The 22,271-nt window shown below is 65.8% G+C and carries 16 protein-coding genes and 1 pseudogene; 7 read left to right on the forward strand and 10 right to left on the reverse strand.

Features of this window, described 5'->3' with window-relative positions; genetic code table 11:
• Positions 1-8 precede the first annotated feature (8 nt).
• Positions 9-3,176: pseudogene (locus tag RA164_RS03210) on the reverse strand (ESPR-type extended signal peptide-containing protein); the annotation flags it as partial.
• A gap of 363 nt (positions 3,177-3,539) precedes the next feature.
• On the opposite strand from RA164_RS03210, the gene RA164_RS03215 reads away from it, so the two are divergent.
• Positions 3,540-4,871: a sensor histidine kinase gene (locus tag RA164_RS03215; protein ID WP_329742537.1), complete on the forward strand. Its 1,332-nt coding sequence runs from the start codon at positions 3,540-3,542 to the stop codon at positions 4,869-4,871.
• Here RA164_RS03215 and RA164_RS03220 read toward each other — a convergent pair.
• On the reverse strand, positions 4,838-5,581 hold the full coding sequence (locus RA164_RS03220) for a response regulator transcription factor (protein ID WP_329742538.1): 744 nt from the start codon (positions 5,579-5,581) through the stop codon (positions 4,838-4,840). The genes RA164_RS03215 and RA164_RS03220 overlap by 34 nt on opposite strands.
• Positions 5,582-5,729: 148 nt before the next feature.
• Here RA164_RS03220 and RA164_RS03225 point away from each other — a divergent pair, with 148 nt between their 5' ends.
• Together RA164_RS03225 and prmC are read left to right on the forward strand one after the other, a co-directional pair.
• Entirely contained in the window at positions 5,730-8,411 is a 2,682-nt protein-coding gene (locus tag RA164_RS03225; RefSeq protein WP_329742539.1) for a M1 family metallopeptidase, read from the forward strand.
• Between the two features lie 108 nt (positions 8,412-8,519).
• Positions 8,520-9,368, forward strand: a complete 849-nt coding sequence (gene prmC / locus RA164_RS03230) for a peptide chain release factor N(5)-glutamine methyltransferase (RefSeq protein ID WP_329742540.1) — start codon at positions 8,520-8,522, stop codon at positions 9,366-9,368.
• A gap of 45 nt (positions 9,369-9,413) precedes the next feature.
• Here prmC and dxs read toward each other — a convergent pair whose 3' ends face one another.
• Together dxs and RA164_RS03240 are read right to left on the reverse strand one after the other, a co-directional pair.
• A complete protein-coding gene (gene dxs, locus RA164_RS03235) occupies positions 9,414-11,306 on the reverse strand; it encodes a 1-deoxy-D-xylulose-5-phosphate synthase (RefSeq protein ID WP_329742541.1) in 1,893 nt (630 codons plus the stop codon).
• A 303-nt stretch (positions 11,307-11,609) separates the two neighbouring features.
• Positions 11,610-12,212, reverse strand: a complete 603-nt coding sequence (locus RA164_RS03240) for an HNH endonuclease (protein WP_329742542.1) — start codon at positions 12,210-12,212, stop codon at positions 11,610-11,612.
• A gap of 244 nt (positions 12,213-12,456) precedes the next feature.
• Between RA164_RS03240 and RA164_RS03245 the strand changes: the two genes are divergently transcribed.
• Positions 12,457-13,221 carry a SapC family protein gene (locus RA164_RS03245; RefSeq protein WP_329742543.1) on the forward strand — a complete coding sequence of 255 codons (765 nt, stop codon included), beginning with the start codon at positions 12,457-12,459 and terminating at the stop codon, positions 13,219-13,221.
• Positions 13,222-13,371: 150 nt separating this feature from the next.
• Positions 13,372-13,719: a GFA family protein gene (locus RA164_RS03250; RefSeq protein ID WP_329742544.1), complete on the forward strand. Its 348-nt coding sequence runs from the start codon at positions 13,372-13,374 to the stop codon at positions 13,717-13,719.
• Between the two features lie 7 nt (positions 13,720-13,726).
• On the opposite strand, the gene RA164_RS03255 is transcribed toward RA164_RS03250, so the two are convergent.
• The 5 genes from RA164_RS03255 to RA164_RS03275 all read right to left on the reverse strand — a co-directional run bounded on the left by RA164_RS03255 (position 13,727) and on the right by RA164_RS03275 (position 19,650).
• Complete coding sequence (locus tag RA164_RS03255) at positions 13,727-14,200, reverse strand: GNAT family N-acetyltransferase (RefSeq protein WP_329742545.1); 474 nt, start codon at positions 14,198-14,200, stop codon at positions 13,727-13,729.
• A gap of 108 nt (positions 14,201-14,308) precedes the next feature.
• Positions 14,309-16,273, reverse strand: a complete 1,965-nt coding sequence (locus RA164_RS03260; protein ID WP_329742546.1) for a CocE/NonD family hydrolase — start codon at positions 16,271-16,273, stop codon at positions 14,309-14,311.
• 225 nt (positions 16,274-16,498) lie between these two features.
• On the reverse strand, positions 16,499-17,104 hold the full coding sequence (locus tag RA164_RS03265; protein ID WP_329742547.1) for an OmpA family protein: 606 nt from the start codon (positions 17,102-17,104) through the stop codon (positions 16,499-16,501).
• Between the two features lie 260 nt (positions 17,105-17,364).
• Positions 17,365-19,140: an acyl-CoA dehydrogenase C-terminal domain-containing protein gene (locus RA164_RS03270; protein WP_329742548.1), complete on the reverse strand. Its 1,776-nt coding sequence runs from the start codon at positions 19,138-19,140 to the stop codon at positions 17,365-17,367.
• A gap of 27 nt (positions 19,141-19,167) precedes the next feature.
• Entirely contained in the window at positions 19,168-19,650 is a 483-nt protein-coding gene (locus RA164_RS03275; protein WP_329742549.1) for a hypothetical protein, read from the reverse strand.
• A 142-nt stretch (positions 19,651-19,792) separates the two neighbouring features.
• On the opposite strand from RA164_RS03275, the gene RA164_RS03280 reads away from it, so the two are divergent.
• Complete coding sequence (locus tag RA164_RS03280; RefSeq protein ID WP_329742550.1) at positions 19,793-20,260, forward strand: SET domain-containing protein; 468 nt, start codon at positions 19,793-19,795, stop codon at positions 20,258-20,260.
• 10 nt (positions 20,261-20,270) lie between these two features.
• Positions 20,271-20,729 carry a DUF2310 family Zn-ribbon-containing protein gene (locus tag RA164_RS03285; protein ID WP_329742551.1) on the forward strand — a complete coding sequence of 153 codons (459 nt, stop codon included), beginning with the start codon at positions 20,271-20,273 and terminating at the stop codon, positions 20,727-20,729.
• 25 nt (positions 20,730-20,754) lie between these two features.
• Here the strand turns inward: RA164_RS03285 and glpK are convergent, their stop codons facing one another.
• Complete coding sequence (glpK, locus tag RA164_RS03290) at positions 20,755-22,251, reverse strand: glycerol kinase GlpK (RefSeq protein ID WP_329742552.1); 1,497 nt, start codon at positions 22,249-22,251, stop codon at positions 20,755-20,757.
• Positions 22,252-22,271: the final 20 nt, after the last annotated feature.

The following is a 22,271-nucleotide window of genomic DNA, read 5'->3' on the forward strand; positions in this document are numbered from 1 at the left end:
GCGGCCAGCGACTCGAACTGCTTCACGTTCACTGCCTCGTCGGCATGGGTACCCGCTGCGACATTGGTCAGTACCGTGCCGTTTGCGCCACCGAAGGTCACCTGGGCGAGATCGGTGCTGTCATAGGTCACCGCACTCAGCGTATGGCCCTTGTCGTCCACCAGGCCGGTCTGCTTCAGCTGCGCCACGTTGACGGCATCGGTGTCCTTGGTGCCGGCGGCCACGTTGCTCACTGTCACCGGGGTCGAACCGTCGCCCAAGGCTACTGCCGTCCGGCTGGTATCGGTGTAGAACACCGCGGTGTCGTTGATGGTGCTGATACTGGCCGTGTTGGTGGCGATGTCGGTGGTGTTTTGCGCCACGTTCTCGTTGGTGCTGTGGAGCTGGCTGCCGTTCACCGCTTCCTTGCTGGTGGCGCTCACTTCGCCGTCCGCCACGTTGCCGATTACGGTGCCGCTGGTACCGGCCAGGGTCACACTGGCCTTGCTGGCGTCGTCGTACTTGACCGCCGAGGCATCGGTAGCGCCGGCCACACTGGCCACGGTGTCGAGCTGCGCCTTGTTCACCGCATCGGTGCCTTCGGTGCCTGCAGCGACATTGGTGATCTGGCGGTCGATGGCGGCGTGGGTGGTACCGGAGGCGTCCTGCCAACTGGTGGCAGCGCCGACCGAGACGGTGTTGGCGCGGTCGGCGAGCGAGCCGGCACCGAGGGCGACGCTGTTGCTGGCGTCCTTGGTGGTCCAGGCGTTGGAGCCGAGCACGGTGGCGTTCTCGGCCTGGGCATAGCTGTTGTAGCCGAGCACGCTGGCGTTGTTCTCGGTGGCCCAGGCGTCGTTGCCGACGGCGGTGGTGTTGAGGGCATCGGTCAGGCTATTGGCGTCCTTGCCGGCCAGCGATTTGCCGCCCAGCGCGGTGCCCTTGGCCGCGGTGCTGGTCGCATCGACGCCCAGCGCCACGCCATCGGTGCCGGTGACGGAGGTGCCGGAGCCGACGGCGGTGCCGTGCAGGCCGCTGGCATAGGCGGGGCCGCCGAAGAACGAGGCCTGGCCACCGATGGCGACGCTGGCGATGCCGCTGGCGCGGGCGCCCGGGCCGATTGCGGTCGCATTGCCGGCGCTGGCCGAAGCGTTGTCACCGAAGGCTGCCGATTCGCGCACGGCATAGGCGCCGTAGCCGACGGCGGTGGCGGCCAAGCCGTTGGCGATCGCCCACGAACCCAGCGCGGTGGCATAGGCACCGTTGGTCTGGGTGTTCTGGCCACCGATGGCGGTACTCATGGCGCCGGCGGCGTTGGAGTGGAAGCCGATCGCGGTGGCGGTGGCCCCGTTGGAGGTCGCGTTGGCGCCCATCGCGATGCCGTCGTAGAGGGCATGCGAGTTGAGACCGACGGCGAGGCCGTTGGCATAGTCGGCCATGGCGTTGGTGCCGATGGCGATGCTGTTGTCGCCGCTGGCGGTAGCACCGAAGCCGCTGGCATTGCTGGCGTTGCCCAGGGCCATGGCGTTCTCGCCGTAGGCGGCGCTGTCGTTGCCGCTGGCGGTGGCGTCGTAGCCGGTGGCGGTGCTGAAGTCGCCGAGTGCGGTGGCGCCGCTGCCCAGTGCCGAGGCCCCGGTGCCCAGGGCAAAGCTGGCCGAACCCAGGGCCGTGCCGTAGTCGGTACCGGCGTAGGCCATGTTGCCTTCGGCGGTAGCCTGTTCGCCGGCAGCGATGCTGCTGGCGCCGGTGGCAGTGCTGCCGTGGCCGGAGGCCGAGCTGGAGTCGCCGCTGGCGGTGGCGTCGTCGCCTACGGCCTGACTCATGTAGCCGACGGCCTGCGCGCCTGTGCCGCTGGCGCTGGCCAGTGAGCCCAGCGCGATCGCACCCTGGCCGCTGGCTACAGTTGCCTCGCCTGGGTCGGGTAGACCGTTGCCGTTGGTGTCGTTCCAGGTATGACCGCCGATGGCGATGCTGCTGTCATCGAGTGCCGCAGCGTATTCGCCCACGGCCACGCTGTGCTCGCCGACCGCGGTACTGAAGGTGCCAACGCCGGTGCTGCGCGCACCGATCGCCTGACTGAAGCTGCCTACGCTGGTGCTGCCTTCGCCGGAAGCGACGCTGTAGCCACCCATGGTGGTGGTGTAGTCGGCCACGGCCATGCTGCGGGCGCCGACCGCCGTGCTGGCGGTGCCACCGGCACCGGCCTGACGGCCGAGCGAAACGCTGCCGGCACCATAGGAGACAGCCTCAGCGCCGACCGCTGTCGCGCCATCGGCTTCGGCATCCGATGCGGTGCCGATGGCAGTGGTCGCGCCGCCTTCGCTATAGGAGAAGGCGCCATCGCCCACAGCGAGGTTGCCCAGGCCATAAGCAATGGCATTCGCGCCGACTGCCGTGGCAGAGCCTCCAGCAGAGATCGCGTTGGCACCCATCGAGGTCGAGGAGTTGCCGCTGGCAAAAGCGTTGTTGCCGAAGGCCGAGCCGGAGTTGCCATCGGTATGGCTGCCATAGCCGACGACGGTGCTGCCATGGGAGCCGTCGGTGGTGTGGGCTTTGGCGCCGACCGCCACGGAATTGATGCCGAGCGCCTGGGCGTCGTCGGTGCCGTCGCTCTTGCCGGTGGCCTTGAAGTAACGGGTGGCGTTGGTCAGGTCACTGCTGGCCTGGGCCGCGACCGCGTCGAGTTGCTCGACGTTCACGGCGTCATGTGCATTCACGCCGTCGGCGACGTTGGTGATACGGCGTTCGTGGCCGGCCTTGCCGACCGAGACGGTGTTGGCTTCGTTGGCCACCGAGCCGCGGCCCAGCGCCACGCTGTTGTTGGCCATGGCATTGCTGCCGTCGCCCAGCGCCGTACTGCCGTTGCTGCTGGCCTGGGCGCGGTAGCCGAAGGCGCTGCTGTGGTTGCCGATAGCCAGGCTCTTGTTGCCGATGGCAGTGGCGTAGTCACCGGTGGCGGCAGCGACGGCACCGCAAGCCAGGGAGCTGCCGACAGCGGTCGGAGCCATGCCGGTAGCGAAGGTGCCGAAGCAGACTTCGGCATGGGTAGCCAGTGGCAGCAGGGCCAGGCTCAGGACCATCGTGGCGCCGCGACGTGAGATCACCCCACGACGGCCCTTGCCGCTGCCACGGGCGAACTCGGATGCCACAACCAGGGCACCCAGCGATCGATTCCAGATCTTGCTGTAGATCGTGTTCATTTCTTCGTTCTCCCCATGACGCGTGATGAAGACGACGGCGCGAGCCCTGATCTGATCTAAAGCGGATTCCCCCACTGGTTCCGGGAGGCACGACGCCTGCGGGGCGGCATCCGGATTGGTGTGGCCGAAAGGCCATGGAAGGAGCTTCGGTGAGTGGGGCGCGGGGAGTCACGCACGCAAAACAACGCTTTCTTTCAAAGCTGACGGAACCTCACGCTTGCTCACGTAAATGTCCCGTCGTATAACCGCCAAATGGTTGAAACAGGCTATGTTTCAGTGATCAAACAGGTGTGGGCACGCGCTGTGGATTGGCTCGGCAGGGCGCCGATCCAGGATCCGGTCGACCGGCGCAATGCTCCACTCGTGCAGCTATTGCTGATCTGCGTGGGCTGCTTTGCGGCAGTGAACAAGGTCGTGATGTTCTCGCAGCCCGAATTTCGTGCGGCGCTGAGCAACCTGGTGATGTTCGTCGATGCGTTCACCGACGTGATGATCGTGGTCGCGGCCTGGGTCAGTCTTTTCTTCGTCCGCCGCGGTGAATTTCGCAAGGGCGTGAGCCTGTTTCTCGGCGTGATGCTGGCGAGCGGCCTGCTCGCCTATACGGTGATCGGGTTGAGGCGCTTATACCTCGATCCGTTTCCGCTGCTGTTGCTCGGCCTTGCAGGCCTGATGCTGGGGCGCCGTGCGCTGTGGACAGTGTTCGGCATTCTGATGCTGTGGTTCGGGCTGGGCACGCTGTCCGATGCCTGGAGAGACATCCATGCCGGAGTGGTGCACTGGAAGTTGAGTTTCAGGCCGACCGTGGAGATCAGCTATCTCGCTGTGGCGCTGGTGCTGGACCGGGCGATCGGTGCGCTGCGTGAAACGCTGGCGGTGTCGGAAGCGCGTGGCGAGCAGCTCGAGCGCACTAACCGGCAACTGCAGCACGAGATGGTCGAACGCGAGCGCACGATGGAGCACCTGGTGCATGCGCAGAAGATGGAGGCGGTCGGCCGCGTCGCCAGTGGCGTGGCACACGATTTCGACAACATTCTCGGCGTGATCCTCGGCTATACGGCTCGCCGTGAACGCCTTGCCGATGGCGGCGTGGCCCCGCTGGTCAATGCGATGGCGGGCATTCACGCGGCGGCCGAGCGGGCCGCGATGATCAGCCGGCAACTGCTGGGTTTCAGCCGGCACGATGTCACGCGGGTGGAGCTGCTGGACCTGCGCGAGATCATGCAAACGGTCTGCCCGATGATGAAGCAGCTGTTCGGCGCGCATATCCGGATGTCGATCGAGCAGCCCGAGGAACCCAGCATGGTTGCCATGGATCGTGCCCAGCTCGAACTGATCCTGCTCAGCGTCGCCTCCAATGCCCGCGATGCGATGCCTGACGGCGGCGACTTCGACATCGTCGTCCGGCGCGGCAGGGATCAGGTTCTGATCGAACTGTCCGACAACGGCGTAGGTATCGCGCCGGGACGCCTGGAGCACATCTTCGAGCCGTTCTACACCACCAAGCCGGTCGGCAGCGGAACCGGGCTGGGCCTGTCAGTCGTACATGACGTGCTGGACGCCACCGGAGGCGGCATCAGCGTGCGCAGCATCGTCGGCAAGGGCACCACCTTCGTCATGATGATTCCGCTCGCAGAGCAACAGGCCGGGCAGGATGTCGCGACTCAGGCGATGCTCTCACCCGCCGCGAACAGATAACCGGTGCCGCGGGCCGTGAGCAGCGGCAATGGCTCGCCGGTCTGCTCCCGCGCCTTGCGCCGCAGGCGATGGATCATCATCTCGAGACGATGCGGATCGAAATCGTAGATGTCGTCGGTCAGCGCTTCGATCAGCGTTTCGCGTGACACCGGTTCGCCCATCCGGGCCATCAGTGTGGTGAGCACGCATTGTTCCGGAGCGGTCAGTGCCACGATGCTGTCGTTCGGCGCAATCAGGCGCCAGCCATCGGCTTCGAGGTGCCAGCCGGCATGGCTCATGGCGCGTCCGGCGGAGGAGGGCGCGGGTGCCTGCAGGCGACGGGCCAGACTGTGCAGGGTGGCTGCGAGCACGTCGACGTCCACCGGTTTGCTCAGGAAGGCATCGACGCTCTCCTGCAGCGCGCGGATGCGGTCGTTCTTCTCGCGGCTGCCGGTGAGCATGATCAGGCCGATATGGGTCGAGGCCGAGCGCAGATAACGCGCCACGCTGAGACCGTCTTCATCGGGCAGGCCCATGTCCAGTACCACGATGTCGAACTGATGCGAGATCATGTGCCGGTACAGTTCGGCAGCCAGGCCGGCGCCGGTCACGGCAAAGCCGTAGTCGCGCAGCGCCGGCAGCAACACGGCGTCGCGCAGCTCGACGTCGTCCTCGAGCACCGCGATCTGCAGTGCGTGCGAACCGGTGCCGGAGGCTCGGCCTGAACTCATGGGATTCCTTCCCGTGCGATGACGACCCCATCCTAGCAAGCGGTTGGCTGGATTGGCATGCACGGGGTGATCCGTGCCTTCTGGCACTGTGCCTGACGTCATGCCGGACATAGCTTGGGCGATTGTCTGCAACTTCGGGAAGATCGCCATGCGTCGCTTCGTCCGTCCGCTCCTTCTTACTGCCCTGGCCGCCGCCTGCGGTTCCGCTCTCGCCGCTGGCACGAATCAGGCCCCGCAGGGCCGGCTGCCGCGCTGGGCGATGCCCGAGTCCTATCACATCGCGTTCAAGGTCGATCCCGCCAAGCAGGACTTCGCGGGTACCACCACCATCCGGGTGGACCTGAAGAAGGCATCCGACTACGTGTGGCTGGACGGCCAGGACCTGCACGTCAGCAAGGTGACCATCACCGACGCGTCGGGCAAGGTGCATCAGGGCAAGTACGAGGCGGTGTCGCCCAAGACCGGCGTGTCGCGGGTGGACTTCGGCAGCACGCTGAAGCCGCAGCAGCTGACCCTGACCTTCGACTACACCGCGCCGCTGAACCAGCAATTGCAGGGTCTGTACAAGGTCGTCTATGCCGGTCATCCGTATGCGATGACGCAGATGGAACCGATCAGCGCCCGCTTCGCCTTTCCCGGGTTCGACGAGCCCTCGTTCAAGACGCCGTTCGACATCAGCCTGACCATCCCCGACACGCTGGTCGGCGTGGCCAATACCAAGCAGGTGAAGGATGTTCCCGCCGGCAAGGGCTGGAAGACCCTGACCTTCGCCCAGACCAAGCCGCTGCCGACCTATCTGGTGGCGTTCGCGGTCGGTCCGTGGGACATCGTGAGCGGCCCGGTGATCTCGCCGGATGCGTACCGCAGCAAGCCGCTGCGCCTGCGCGGTATCGCCGCCGCCGGCCAGGCACACCGCATGAAGCACATCCTGGGCGAGACGCCGGCGATCATCCACACGCTGGAGAACTACTACGCCTTCGGTTATCCGTGGGACAAGCTCGACCTGCTCGCCGCTCCCGACTTCTCCGCCGGTGCGATGGAGAATCCGGGCCTGGTCACCTTCCGTGACTGGCTGCTGCTGCTGGACCCGGATTCGCCGGCACGCGACGTGCGCGGCTCGTTCAACGACACCGCGCATGAGCTGGCGCACCAGTGGACCGGCGACACCGTCACCATGAAGTGGTGGAACGACATCTGGCTCAATGAGGCCTTCGCCACCTGGATGCAGCAGAAGGTCACCATGAAGCTGCACCCGGAATACCGCGCTGATCTCGATCGCGTGCTGGGCGCCGAGGGTGCGATGAACAACGACAGCCTGGTCAGCGCGCGCGAGATCCGCCAGCCGATTACCGGCAACGGCGACATCATGACCGCGTTCGACGGCATTACCTACATGAAGGGCGCGGCGGTGCTCGGCATGTTCGAGGCCTACGTCGGCGACAAGACCTTCCGCAAGGGCATGCGCGCCTACATCCAGGCGCACAAGTTCGGCAATGCCGATGCCGACGACCTGGTCAACGCGATCGCCCAGGCAGCCGGCAAGGGCCAGGTGTTCAAGAACGCATTCAAGAGCTTCCTCAACCAGTCCGGCGTGCCGTACGTGCAGACGAAGCTGGAGCACAAGGACGGCAAGACCGTGCTGGAGCTGAAGCAAAGTCGTTACCTGCCGCTCGGCAGTACCGGCAACAGCCATCGCATCTGGGGTATCCCGGTGTGCGTACGCTACGGTGTGGCCGGCGGCAGCAAGGTGGCCTGCGACATGCTGGACAAGGCGACCGGCTCGATGGTGCTGGCCGGCGCCACGCCATCGACCTGGGTCATGCCGAACGCCGATGGCCGCGGCTACTACCGCTTCAGCCTCGACAAGTCGGCGCTGGCCGCGCTGAGCCGCCACGTCGACAAGCTCAGCGACACCGAGCAGCTGGCCTATGCCGACGCGATCGGCGCCAGCTTCAAGCGCGGCGACTTGGATGCCGGCCAGGCGCTGATGGCGCTGCAGCCGCTGACGCATTCGAAGACGCGTGAAGTGGCGACCTCGCCGATCAGCCTGGTCACCTGGATCTATCAGCACGAAGCGGTGACCGACGCCCAGCGCGCGCATATCCGCCAGTGGATCGAGCACGCCTACCTGCCGCGCCTCGAACAGCTCGGCTACATGCGCAAGCCGGGCGAATCGGACAGCGACGCACTGCTGCGCAGCAAGCTGGCAGGCGCGCTGGCGTTCGACTTCGACGTGCCGCAGGTACGCGCAGCCCTGCTCAAGCAGGGCGAGGCGGTGCTCAAGCGCAAGGCCGACGGCAGCCTGGACTTCGCCGCGGCGAACCCGGACCTGCTGGGCGACGCGCTGGGCATGGCGGTGCAGGCGCACGGCAAGCCGGTCGTCGATACCCTGATCGCGGTGCTGCCCAAGACCACCGACCCGGCACTGCGCAACAGCATGCTGTCGGCCCTCAGCAAGGCGCAGAAGCCGGCGCTGGCCGACGAGGCCCGCGATTTCGCGCTGAGCAAGTCGGTTAAGGTGGGCGAGATGGCTTCGATCCTGCGTGGCGGTCGTGACACCCGTGCCGGTCGTGATGCGCTGTGGCACTGGTTCACCGCGCATTACCCGCAGGTGCTTGCCCGCACCGGCAGCTTCGCCGGTGGCTACCTGCCGCTGATCGCAGCCGGCGGCAGCTGCTCCACGGCTGAGGTGGATCGCCTGCAGGCGTTCTTCAAGCCACGCGTGAACGATGCCCCGGGCGCCGCCCGCGGCCTGGCACAGACCAGCGAAAGCGGTCTGCTGTGCGCAGCCCTGAAGGCCAAGCAGAACCCGGACACGATCACGCGCTGATCGTCCGGGGTTGCGGGAACGACGCCGGGCAGCGACCGCTGCCCGGCGTTTTCGTCCGTGGCCCTGCGTCCTACACTGCCGGCCACTTGCCGTTTTCGGGGACATTGCGTGACAGGCCTTCCATCCACGCCGGACGTGCGTTCGCTGCTGGCGAGTGCCGCGCAGGCGCTTGGCGAACGGATCGACGCCGAACTGCTGCTACTGCATGTGCTGGGCAAGCCGCGCAGTTGGCTGTTCGCGCACGCGGACGAACGGCTGGATGCGGCCGCCATCGATGCGTATGCGGCCCTGGTACAGCGTCGTCTGGCGGGTGAACCGGTGGCCTACCTCACCGGGTATCGAGGCTTCTGGACCCTGGAACTGGAGGTCAGCCCGGCGACACTGATTCCGCGGCCGGAAACCGAGCGGCTGGTCGAGCTGGCGCTGGAACGACTGCCGCTGGACGCCGCGGCAAGCGTGGCCGACCTGGGTACTGGCAGCGGCGCCATTGCGCTGGCGATCGCATGCGAACGGCCACAGGCACACGTGGTCGCCTGCGATGCCAGTGCGCCGGCGCTGGCCGTCGCGCAGCGCAATGCACAACGGTTGCAACTGCCGCAGGTGCGCTTCGTGCAGGGCGACTGGCTGGCGCCACTACGCGGCGAGCGTTTCGACCTGGTCGTTTCCAACCCGCCCTACATCGAGGCGGACGACCCGCATCTGGCACAGGGTGACCTGCGCTTCGAGCCGCGCTCGGCACTGGCTTCAGGCACCGACGGTCTCGACGACATCCGGCGCATCGTGCACGACACCCTTGACGTGCTGAAGCCAGGCGGATGGCTGCTGTTCGAGCACGGCTGGAACCAGGGCGAGCTGGCACGCGCGCTGTTGCGCCAAGCCGGTTATGCGTCGGTGTTCACGGCGCAGGACCTGGAAGGCCGCGACCGCGTCAGCGGTGGTTGCTGGTCTGCGGCATAACAGGCCGGATCCTGCGGCTAACGCCTTGCTTGCGCTGGATTGCGCTTATCCCGCGCTGGCGGTCTGCGTGGCCACGATGTGCGGAAAGCGCGCGCGGATGGCGCGGCGGATGCCGGGCAGGTCGAGGCCGGCCATGCTCAGCACTTCCTCGCGGCTACCGTGTTCCAGGTAGGTGTCGGGCAGGCCCAGGTGCAGCACCGGCAGGGTGATGCCGTGTGCGGCCAGGCACTCGGCCACCGCTGAACCGGCGCCGCCGGCGACGGCGTTGTCTTCCAGCGTGACGAAGGCTTCGTGGGTTCTGGCCAGTTCCAGGATCAGGGCTTCGTCCAGCGGTTTCACGAAGCGCATGTTCGCCAGGGTGGCGTCCAGCTCGGCGGCAACCGTGGCGGCCGGTGCCAGCATTGCGCCGAAACTCAGCAGGGCCAGGCCGTGGCCACGCCGCCGCAGTTCGGCCTTGCCGATCGGCAGGGCGTCGAGTTCCGGGCGCAGCGCGATGCCCGGGCCGGTACCGCGTGGATAGCGGATGGCGGCGGGGCCTGCGTGCCGGAAGCCGGTGGTGAGCATCTGACGGCACTCGTTTTCGTCCGCCGGGGCCATGATCATCATGTTGGGCAGGCAGCGCAGGAAGCTCAGGTCGAAGCTGCCGGCGTGGGTGGCGCCGTCAGGACCGACCACGCCGGCACGATCGATCGCGAAGGTCACGTCCAGATTCTGCAGTGCCACGTCGTGGATGGCCTGGTCGTAGGCGCGCTGCAGGAAGGTGGAATAGATCGCCACCACCGGCTTGGCGCCTTCGCAGGCCATGCCGGCTGCCAGCGTGACCGCATGCTGCTCGGCGATGGCCACGTCGAAATAGCGTTCCGGATAGGTCTTGGAGAAGCGCACCAGGCCCGAGCCCTCGCGCATCGCGGGGGTGATGCCCATCAGGCGATCGTCCGCGGCAGCCATGTCGCACAGCCAGTCGCTGAAGATGTCGGTATAGCTGGGTTTGGCCGGTGCGCTTTTCTTGACCAGCCCGGCCTCGGGATCGAACGGGCCGACGGCGTGGTATTCGATCTGTGCCTGCTCCGCCGGTGCGTAACCCTTGCCCTTGGTGGTGATCACATGCAGCAGCTGCGGACCGGGCAGGTTCTTCACCGTGCGCAGTGCGGCCAGCAGTTGCGGAATGTTGTGGCCGTCGATCGGGCCGGTGTAGTGGAAGCCAAGTTCCTCGAACAAAGTCGAGGGCACGAACATGCCCTTGGCATGTTCTTCCCAGCGCTTGAAGAAGCGGCCGGCATAGGACTGCTTCGGAATCGCGCGCTTGGCCCGCTCACGCACAGCATTCAGGCGTCGGCTGGCCATGGCACGGGCCGCCATCTTGGTCAGTGCCCCCACGTTTTCGCTGATCGACATGCCGTTGTCGTTGAAGACCACCAGCATGTCCGGTTCGACGTCGCCGCCGTGGTTCAGCGCCTCGAACGCCATGCCGGCGGTCATCGCGCCGTCGCCGATCACCGCCACCACCTTGCGCTTGTCGCCGCGACGCTGGCTGGCGATGGCCATGCCCAGCGCGGCCGAGATCGAGGTGGACGAGTGGCCGACGCCGAAGGTGTCGTACTCGCTTTCCTCGCGGCGCGGGAACGGTGCCAGGCCGTCCTTCTTCTTGATCGTGGTGATGCGGTCGCGGCGGCCGGTGAGGATCTTGTGCGGGTAGCACTGGTGGCCCACGTCCCAGACCAGGCGGTCGTCCGGGGTGTTGAACACGTGATGCAGCGCTACCGTCAGTTCCACCACGCCCAGGCCTGCACCGAAGTGGCCGCCGGAGCTGGCCACGGACTCGATCAGGTAGGCGCGCAGTTCGTCGGCGACCGCAGGTAGCTGGTCGTCGGCAACGTGGCGCAGGTCGGCGGGAGTCTGGATGGACGCCAGGTGAGGGTAGCGCGAGGAATCGATCATCTGCGTATTGTTGGCCTGTGGCGGGCACGGAGCAAGGGCCACTGATAAAAACTTGCGCCCGGACGGTGACTTAATGATGGCGATGCGGGGCTGGTGATCGTGGCCAGGGGTGGTCCGGGCTGTTGCTCTGTCTCGGCAAAGCGGGGCGGCCGCCGATCAACGCCAGCCGGGGGCCTCTCCTGAGAGTATGTCGGGTACGAAACAGGCAGCAACGCGACAGTTTGTCGCCTCAGCTGATGCTGGACGGGCGATTCGGGTGGTCGGGCACATCGCGGGCAGGCCGCGGCACCGAAGTCAACGCGATCAGTGAGCCAGCTTGTCGCGCCGGTTGCGCGGCAGGTGATTGACCAGGAATTCCATCTGGTCGGCCAGGATGTTGCGGTTGGAAAGGATCAGGTGCTCGACCCAGCTGGGCCGGTAGGGCACGGCCAGCAGCGGCATGTGAGCCTGCTGCGGCGTGCGGTTGCTTTTCTTCAGATTGCAGGCCAGGCAGGCGCTGACCACGTTTTCCCATTCGTCGCGGCCGCCGCGTGAGACCGGCAGCACGTGGTCGCGGGTCAGCTCGCCGCGATTGAAGTGGTTGCCGCAGTAAAGGCAAAGGTGGCGGTCGCGCGCGAACAGCGCAGTGTTGGTGAGCGCCGGTGCGGGGTCGATGGCATGATCGCGGCAGTGGCCGGTGCTGGCGATGATCGGATGCAGCTGCAGCAGGCTCTGCTCGCCGGTGTCGCGGTTGTGCCCGCCGTGAACGGTGAGGCAGGGATCGCCCAGGGTCCAGGCCACCGCCTCGCGGACATACAGGCAGACCGCATCCTGCCAGCTGATCCAGTCAAGGATGCGGCCGGCGGCGTCCAGCGACAGCACGCGGGTCGAGTGCAGGTCGGCGTTGATGGGCGCGTCCATCAGCATGTGTTTCGTCCTTCAGCCTCGGCGAAAGAGCGGTACAGCAATGCCCGGTGGGCTCAGCATAGACCAAATGTGTTGCAAAACGCATGCAAGCTGCTGTCCCGGCAGGCAGAAAGGCTTTTTTCGACCCGGTCGCCCATGTGGCCGGGCGCTGATATAGTGGGGGTTCATCTGTAGACCCGACGCCGGGTTTGGGAGGGGACGCCGATGGTGGTGGCCCCGGCACGGCGGGGCAGAGGTAATAGACGTGGCTGAAGTTCTTTTCTACGAGCGCCCGGTGCCGCTCAACCGTTCCCAGCACAAGGACCTGCGCCTGAAGCCGGTGCCGAGCCTGAGGTTCGCGCAAAACGTGCATTCCGTGCCGTTGACCTGCGTGGAATTCCCGATGGCAGCGCGCGACATGCCGATCCTGTTCGGCGGCAACGATGTCGCCAGCGCCGGTCCGATGGCGCTGCTTGGCCTGCGTCAGGACGAAAACCTGTTCGTGGACGTGGACGGGCAGTGGGCGCCGAACACCTACATCCCGGCCTTCATCCGTCGCTATCCGTTTGTTCTGGCCGAGAAGCCGGCCGACAGCGAGGGCGATGACTTTGCGGTGTTCCTGGACGAAGCCTACGAGGGTTTCGATACCAACGAGGGCGAGCGCCTGTTCAAGGAAGATGGCACCGACAGCGAAATGCTGACCAATGCGGTGAACTTCCTCGGTGAGTTCCAGCAGTACGCGGCGCGCACCAACTGGTTCATGGAGCAGCTGCGCAAGCATGACCTGCTGGAGCCGCGCACCGTCACGCTGCAGAAAGACGGCAACGCGATCAACCTCAACGGCCTGTTTGTGGTCAGCGAGGACAAGCTGCTGCAGCTGGACGAGAAGACCACGCACGAGTTCCTCAAGTCTGGCGTTCTCGGCTGGATCTACGCGCACCTGCAGTCGCTGGCGAACATCGACCGCGTGACCCTGCGTCTGAATCAGCGCGAAGCGGCTGAAGCCACCGCAGGCGCCAGCAAAAACTGAACTCCGGCAGGCCGCGTCCGCGCGGCACCGGTGGATGCGAAGGGCGGCCATTGGCCGCCCTTCCTGTTTGCGCGACGACTTTACGCCACGACGTGACAATGGCTCATGCCTGACTCAGACTCTTCGCCTACACCCGGAGGGAGAAGGGGCATGCGGTATCACGGAAGCTGTCACTGCGGCCGCATCGCGTTCGATGTCGAAGGCGAGCTGGAAAGGGTCCACGAGTGCAACTGTTCGCACTGTAGCCGCAAGGGATTCCTGCTGTGGTTCGTGTCGCGCGAACAGCTGTCGCTGGCCACGCCCGAGGCGGACATGGCCACCTACACGTTCCACAAGCACGTCATCAAGCACCGTTTCTGTCCGACTTGCGGCTGTGCGCCTCTCAGCCTGGGTAGTGCACCGGACGGAAAGCCGATGGCGGCAGTCAACGTGCGTTGTCTCGAGGGCGTAGATAGTGCTGCACTGACCCGCGTGCAGGTAGACGGTCGCAGCTTCTGAGCCGTACTCAGCGCAGCGGCTTGGCCAGCCGCAGCAGATCGGTGTCGTAGCCGCTGGCTTCGTACAGCGCGCGGGCTCGCGCGTTGCCGGGGAATACGGCAAGCGTCATCAACTGGCAGCGATGTTCGCGTGCCCATTCTTCGGCGTGGGCCAGCAGGGCGCGTGCCACGCCGCGGCCCTCGTGATCCGGCGCGACGGCCAGGTCGGAGATATGGCAGTTGCTGCGGCCGGTGAAGAAGTCCTGCGTCTTCTGCAAGCGGATGAAGCCGACGCGTTTGCCGGCAGTATCCTCGGCCACGAACAGGTAGCTGTTGAGTGGTGCCTCGTCCAGGTGCAGCGCGATGTCGCGTTGTATGCCTTCGATGCATTCGTGCCGCTTGCGCCAGGGAGGCAACTCGAACGCGGTGAAGCGCGGTACCAGGCCGAGGATGAAGTCGTCGTCATCTTCGGCCAGGCGTATCAGGAAATCGTGCTCGGCCATGGGCGTGTCGATCGGCAGGGCGGTGCCTGCGGTTCTACACCCGGCCCGCAGTGAAGTGGAAGCCGTGCGATGCCGCGTACGCTGCTGCCGTGCGCGGCATCGGCAGGCCTAAGGTGTTACCGGCAGGTCGATGTAGGTGGCCTCACCCGGTGCGTGGTAGATCCGCTGGGTGGCTTTCACGTAGTCCGCGGGCTTGGCCCAGAAGATGTTGGGCACGAACGTCTGCGGGTTGCGGTCGTACAGCGGGAACCAGCTGGACTGCACCTGCACCATGATGCGGTGACCGGGCAGGAACACGTGATTGGCCGCCGGCAGGTCGAAGCGGTAGGTCAGCGGCTTGTTGGGCGTCAGCGGCTCGGGCTTGTCATAGCCGGTGCGATAGCGGCCGCGGAAAATATCCATCGAGATCGGCAACTGGTAACCGCCCATTTCAGGTTGTGCCGCTACCTGATCGGGGTAGACGTCGATCAGCTTCACCACCCAATCGCTGTCGGTTCCGCTGGTGGAGGCAACCAGATGCACCACCGGTACGCCGGCGATGGTCAGGGGTCGGGTCAGCACGCTTGATTCGTAGGTGAGCACGTCGGTACGACCGGAGGCCTCGCGCTGGTCGTCCACCAGCCATTGCGACCAGGTCAGACCGTTGCTGTAGCCGATCGGCTGGATCGGTCGTGCACGGAACGGCACCGGATGTGCCGGGTCGGAGATGTACTCGTCGTAGGCGGGTCCGCCCTTGGGGGCGTTGAAGCCAAGCTTCATGCCCGGCTCGAGATACAGCGCACGGCTCTTGTCCGGGCAGCCGCTGTCGCAGGAGATCGGCCAGCGGTTCAGCCGCTGCCAGCGATTGGTGCCGGTCTGGAAGGCGGTGACCGGCGCGAGGTTGGCCTTCGGGGCACCGTCCTTGAGGTATTGCGCCAGGAACGGCCGCAGGATGTGCTCGCGGAAGTATTTGGCGGTGTCGCTGCCGAAGCGGATCGCACCCAGCGAGCTGCCGTTCTCGATTTCCTGGCCGTGATGCCACGGACCCATCACCAGCTTCACCATGTTGCCGCTGGTGTCTTTCGGCTTGATCGCCCGGTACACCGCCAGCGCGCCGTAGATGTCCTCCTGGTCCCACAGGCTGTGCACCAGCATCACCGGCACCTTGAGCGGCTGTTTGGCGAGCACCTTGTCCACCGCCTGGTCGCGCCAGAACGCATCGTAGGCAGGGTTGGCGACCAGCTTGTTCCAGAAGCCGAGCTGCTGCATGCCATAGGCGCGCCCCAGGGCGCCGGCCGACACGTAGTGCATGAACAGGTCGTATTCGTCGTGGTAGTTGGTCCACCACAGGTCGCTGTTGTCGCGGCTGGCTTCCTGCTCGTAGATGTAACTCATGTTCTGTTCGCGGAAGGCGCCGTGGTGGAACCAGTCGTCGCCCATCCAGCCATCCACCATCGGGTTCATCGGTATCGCCGCCTTCAACGCGGGATTTGGATGGATCAGCGACATCAGCGGCTCGAAACCGTCGTAGGAGATGCCGATGGTGACCACCCGGCCGTTCGACTGCGGAATGTGCTTCACCAGCCAGTCGATGGTGTCGTAGGTGTCGGTGGCATCATCCACGGGCGTGGGGTTCAGCGGGCCGTGGATCGGGCGGTTCATCACGTAGTCGCCCTGCGAGCGGTACTTGCCGCGGATGTCCTGGATCACGCGGATGTAGCCGTCCTCCACGATCACGTCGGTGGCGTTGTCGTAGCCCTCCAGCATCGGGCCGAGATGGCCGCTGAGCATGTGGTGGGTCAGTGCGTGTGCGTCGTAGGGTGTGCGCGTCAGCACGATGCCGACGTGTTTTGCGCCCTTCGGAATCAGGATCACCGTGTACAGCTTCACGCCGTCGCGCATCGGAATCATCACGTCGCGTTCGGTGTAGTCGAAGCTGCTGGTGGACGGCTTGAAGTGCGCCGGTGTTTCGCTGGGATAGTCAGGGTACTTGGCAGTCGACGGTGCGTCCGTGGCCTGCAGGCTGCCGCCGAGGCAGAGCAGGAGGGCAAGGAGCGCAGGCTTCCAGCCCGCGGCAAAGCGGTGCGTAGTCATACGTTGATCCCCTGGTGGAAACAGCGCGCTCAGCTTAGCGCGATGTCGGGGATGTGGGGGCAGGGGGCTCGCGATGGGCTATCCCGATCGGAGGGCAGAGTCCACGGTCTACAAGGATCGCCCTGGTACCCGGCTTTGCGGTAAGGGCGCGGTGTCGGCGGTGCAATGAAAAACGCCCGGGCAGGAGGCCCGGGCGTTCTGGGTGTCGCGTGGCCGATGGCTGCGTCAGGACGATGACGACGCCGATGCGATGGCACCGGCACCGGTGGCGTCCACCGTCAGCGAGACGCGGCGGTTGTCGGCACCGCGTGCATGCGTGGCGCCTTTCACGACCTGGCGGTTGGCGTCCTTGCCGTAGCTCACGGCACGAACTTGGCTGGCATTGAGGCCGCTGCTGACCAGGAAGTCGCGCACGGCGTCGGCACGTTCCATGCCCAGCTTCTTGTTGTAGGCACGCGAGCCGGCCGGGTCGGTGAAGCCTTCCACGGTGATCAGCGCATTCGGGTGATATTTGCTGATGGTCTGGGCGAAGTTCTGCAGCGCGGGTTTGTCCTGATCCTGCAGGGTGGCGCTGTTGAAGGCGAAGTGGGCGACGGTATCGACGCTCACGCGGCCCTGCATCGCAGTGATCTGGGCATCGTACTTGGAGAACTGCGTCTGCATCTGCTGCTTGAGCGAGTCGATCTGCTGCTGCTGGTCGCTCTGTTTCTGCTGCAACTGCTGGATGGCCGCGGCGAAGTCGGTTTTCTTCACGTATTGCGAGCAGCCGGTCAGACCGATCGCCATCAGGCTGGCTGCGAGCACGGCGGTTCGAGTGGTGCGAATCTTCATCGCATGATCTCCTGGTGTTTCGCGCCTGCGTGGATGGACAGCGATGCGCGGGCAGGCGGATATGAGGCAGACATCGTTGCTGTCCCGTCGACCGTACCCCATCGGGAAAGGAGAGTGGGTATATGCGGGAGCCGCTGCTGCGGAACGGTTCAGTTACCTGACGATGGCCTTGACGCAGCGTATGCACGAACGTTGCAGGTGTCACAGAAAGCGAAGCCCGGCATTGCCGGGCTTCGCGATATCGGCTTGAGAGGCGCGGCTCAGTCGATGCCGGGCACGGTCGCCACGCCGGCCTCGATGGCGGCCTTGTGCATCAGGGTGCGCGGCAGGATGCGCGCGAAGTAGAACGCCGCCGTGTCGCGCTTGGCCTGCTTGAACGCAGCCGGTTGGGCGCTCGCCTCGGCGGCGGCCACGCTGCGCGCCCAGAAGTAGGCGAGCGTGACATAGCCGGAATACCAGAGATAATCCACCGCGGCCGCGCCGAGTTCTTCCGGGTTGGCCTGCACCCGCTGTGCCAGCGCCAGAGTGAGCTCGCCCCACTGCTTGGAGGCCGCACCGAGCGGGCCGACCAGCGGCTGCAGCGATGTATCGCCGGCGTGCTGCTTGCAGAACGCGCCGATTTCTTCCAGGAAATGCTTGAAGCCGACGCCCTTCAGCTGGAGGATTTTGCGGCCGAGCAGATCAGCCGCCTGGATGCCGGTGGTGCCTTCGTACAGCGTGATGATACGGGCGTCGCGGACGAACTGCTCCATGCCGTTTTCGCCGATGAAACCATGGCCGCCGTAGACCTGCAGCGCTTCCTTGGTGCACTCCTGCGCCAGCTCGGTGACCACGCCCTTAGCGATCGGGATCAGGAAGGCGACCAGCTCGCTGGCTTTCGCACGCTCGGCCGGGTCGGCGGCGCGGGCTTCCACGTCGGTCTGCAGTGCGGTGTAGAACAGCAGCGCACGCGAACCTTCGACGAAGGCACGCTGGGTCAGCAGCATGCGACGCACATCCGGCTGCACCAGCAGGTTGTCGGCGGGCTTGTCGGGGAACTTCGCGCCGGACAGCGCGCGGCCCTGCAGGCGCTCGCGCGCGTAGTTGAGGCTGTTCTGCAGCGCTCGTTCGGCCAGCGCCAAGCCCTGCACACCCACCGCCAGGCGTGCCGCGTTCATCATGGTGAACATGGCGGCAAGGCCCTTGTGCGGCTGACCGATCAGGAAGCCCTCGGCATCGTCGAAGTTCATCACGCAGGTGGCCGAGCCCTTGATGCCCATCTTGTGTTCGATGGCGCCAGCGTAGGCGTTGTTGCGTTCGCCCAGCGAGCCGTCGGCGTTCACCTTGAACTTGGGCACGATGAACATGGAGATGCCACGGCTGCCAGCCGGCGCGTCGGGCAGGCGTGCCAGCACCAGATGCACGATGTTCTCGGCCAGGTCGTGCTCGCCGGCGCTGATGAAGATCTTGGTGCCGCTGATCGCATAGCTGCCGTCACCCTTCGGTTCGGCGCGGGTCTTCAGCAGGCCGAGGTCGGAGCCGGCCTGGGGCTCGGTCAGGCACATGGTGCCGGTCCAGCGACCTTCGACGATCGGCTTGAGGTAGGTTTCCTGCTGCGCCTCGGTGCCGTGCAGTTCCATCGCGTGGCAGGCGCCCTCGGACAGCAGCGGGTACAGGCTCCACGACAGGTTGCCGGACTGGAACAGTTCCGTGGTGGCGGTGCCGAGCACGCCGGGCAGCGCCTGACCGCCGAACTTCTCGGCCATGGTCAGGCCGGCCCAGCCACCCTCGGCGAACGCCTTGAAGGCTTCCTTGAAACCCTTCGGCGTGGTGACGGTGCGGTTTTCCTTGTCGTAGTGGCAGCCCTCGGCATCGCCGGGTGCGTTGGTCGGCGCCAGCACCTGCTCGCTGAGCTTGCCCGCTTCTTCCAGCACGGCGTCGATCAGGTCGCGGCTGTGGTCGGCGCCGCCCTGCAGCCTGGTCAGTACGGCTTCGGATCCAAGCACGTCGAAGAGGGTGAAACGCTGGTCATCGAGCGGAGCCTTGTAGAGGGTCATGACGGAATTCCTTCGTGTAATGCGTGTTCAGCGGTAGGTGTTGGGGATACCCGGCACTGGCGAGAGCCAGTCGTTGCCGTGAAAGTCGAAATCGCGTGTTTTCTTGTCCTGGTGGGCGGTGGCGTTGGTGCTGCCGCCGATGCGGTAGGCCAGCGAGCCGGCACTGCCCTTGGCGGCGACCGCGTTCAGCGCTGCCGTCATGGCTGGGGTCGGCAGTACGTCGAGCGGGATCACGTCGGCCGCCAGCGCCGGGATGCTGCGCTTGAAGTCGGCATGCAGGCGCACCGGTATGCCATTTGCGACCTGCAGGGTGCCGTCGATCGAATGAAAGGTCATGCCGGTGTAGCTGTTGTTCTGGATACGCAGCACCAGGTGCCATTCGCCGTCGGGTTGCACGCTCATCTGCTGGATGCTCAGCGTGGGCGGGAAGACGCTTTTGCGCGGCGGACCGCAGGCGGCCAGGCCGGCAACCAGTGCGACGAGGGCGATGCAGCGGAGCAGTCGTTTCATCGATCGGGCCTCAAACGATTGTTTGAATCTTGGCGGGCGGCGGCTCGCGCGTCAATGGCGGCGGCGTGAAAGTGCCCATGCGCGGTTCCCATCCGCACGGGCTGCGGGCATCATGGAAAATCCCTTTCCAACGTTGAATGCCATGACCCGTCGCATCGTCGCCCGCCGCTCTCCCATCCATGGCAATGGCGTGTTCGCCGTCGCCCCGATCAGGAAGGGCGAAGAGGTCATCGAGTACAAGGGCACGCTGATGTCCCACGACGAGGCCGACACGATGTATGGCGACGGTGGCGAGACCGGTCATACCTTCCTGTTCACGCTGAACGAGCACTACCTGATCGACGCCAACCGCAAGGGCAACACCGCGCGCTGGATCAATCACAGCTGCGCGCCGAACTGCCGGGCGCTGATCGAGGAGAGCGCCAGCGGCGACCCGCGCAAGGACAAGGTGGTGATCGAGGCGATCCGCAACATCAAGCCGGGCGAGGAACTCACCTACGACTACGGCATCACCCTCGACGTGCCGCATACGGCGCGCCTGAAGAAGATCTGGAAATGCCTGTGCGGCTCGCCGAACTGCACCGGCACGCTGCTCAAGCCCAAGCGCTAGACGGACGCCGATGAGCCATTACGACAAGCTAAGGCCATCGGATGATCTGCGGTTCTGTGATTGCAAGGAACTTCGTGAGCTCCTGCTGGTGCACCGGCTCACAGGCAACCCTGTGCACTGTTTTGCCTGCAATGGAACCATCGATCCGCAGCGATTGGGTCTCAGCAGCAAGCAGGTCGACATGGTCCGCTCCTGGCATGGCCAGTTTCAGGCGCTCTACAGCCTGTGGCTCGACTCCGGCGAGTACGAGGTCTGGGCCAAAGCCCAACTTCTCAGGCAAGATGGCCAAGTCAACCGCGACGGCCTCGCCGCAGTTGCTGCGTTGAGCACCTTGCTGCCGACCTACTACTGGTGGTTTCACGACGAGAGCGATCCGGTTCCGCGGTGCTGCCCGGTATGCGGCGGCAAGCTATCGGCGCCCAGGGGGCACGGACACGGTCAGTGCGACACTTGCCAAGTGGTCATCTGATGCCGGTGTGCGGTGGGCTTGGCGGTCAGACCCTGAAACCCAGCGTGGCCTGCACGGCCTGCTGCCAGCCGGCGTATAGCCGTTCGCGCTGCGCCGCCGGCATCGCCGGTTCGAACCTGCGGTCGACCGCCCAGTGCCGCGCAATGTCCTCGCGGCTGGTCCAGAAGCCGGTGGCCAGGCCGGCCAGGTAGGCCGCGCCCAGTGCCGTGGTCTCGGCGATCCGGGGGCGCAGCACGGGCACGTCGAGGATGTCGCTCTGGAACTGGCCGAGGAAATCGTTGGCGATGGCGCCGCCGTCGGCGCGCAGTTCCTTCAGCCGCAGGCAGGCATCGCTTTCCATCGCCGTCAGTACGTCGCGGGTCTGGTAGGCCATCGACTCCACCGCCGCGCGCACGAAATGCTCCTTGGTGGTACCACGCGACAGCCCGAACACCGCGCCGCGCACGTCGCTGCGCCAGTAGGGCGCGCCGAGTCCGACGAAGGCCGGCACCATGTAGACGCCGTCGCTGTCGGGTACACGGTCGGCATAGGCCTGCGAATCGCTGGCCCTGCCCAGCATGCGCAGGCCATCGCGCAGCCACTGGATCACCGACCCGGCGACGAAGATGCTGCCCTCCAGCGCGTATTCCACCGAGCCGTCGAGTCCCCAGGCGATGGTGGTGAGCAGGCCGTTCTTCGATGCGACTGCCTGGCTGCCGGTGTGCATCAGCATGAAGCAGCCGGTGCCGTAGGTGTTCTTGACCATGCCAGGTTCGAAGCAGGCCTGACCGAACAGCGCGGCCTGCTGGTCGCCCGCCACGCCGGCGATCGGTACCTGCTCGCCGAAGAAGTGCTGGCCCAGGGTGTGACCGTAGACCTCGCTGCTGGAACGCACCTCGGGCAGCATCGCGCGCGGCACGTCGAGCATGGCCAGCAGCTCGTCGTCCCAGCAGCACCGGTGGATGTCGTACATCAGCGTGCGCGAGGCGTTGCCGGGATCGGTGACGTGGGCCTTGCCGCCGGTGAGGTTCCAGATCAGCCAGCTGTCCACAGTGCCGAACAGCAGCTCGCCGCGTGCGGCACGGGCACGTGCACCGTCGACATGGTCGAGTATCCATTTCACCTTGGTGCCCGAGAAATAGGCGTCGATCAGCAGGCCGGTGCGCTCGCGCACCAGCGACTCGTAGCCCTCGTGGCGGAGCTGTTCGCAGATCGCATGGGTCTGCCGCGACTGCCACACGATCGCGTTGTAGACGGGCTGGCCGGTGGTGCGGTCCCACACCACGGTGGTCTCGCGCTGGTTGGTGATGCCGATAGCGGCGATCGCGCGCGCATCGATCTGGGCGTTGTTCATCACCTCGGTGATGGTGGAAAGCACGCTGGTCATGATCTCGCGCGGCTTGTGCTCGACCCAGCCCGGCTGCGGGAAGATCTGCCCGAACTCGCGCTGCGCGATGCCAGCGACGTGTCCGCGGCGGTCGAACAGCATCGCGCGTGAGCTGGTGGTGCCCTGGTCGATCGCCAGGATGTGGGTCTTTTCCATGCGTGTGTTCCCGGATTCGG

The sequence above is a fragment of the Dyella sp. A6 genome (assembly GCF_036320485.1).
GTDB classification, from domain to species: domain Bacteria; phylum Pseudomonadota; class Gammaproteobacteria; order Xanthomonadales; family Rhodanobacteraceae; genus Rhodanobacter_A; species Rhodanobacter_A aluminiiresistens.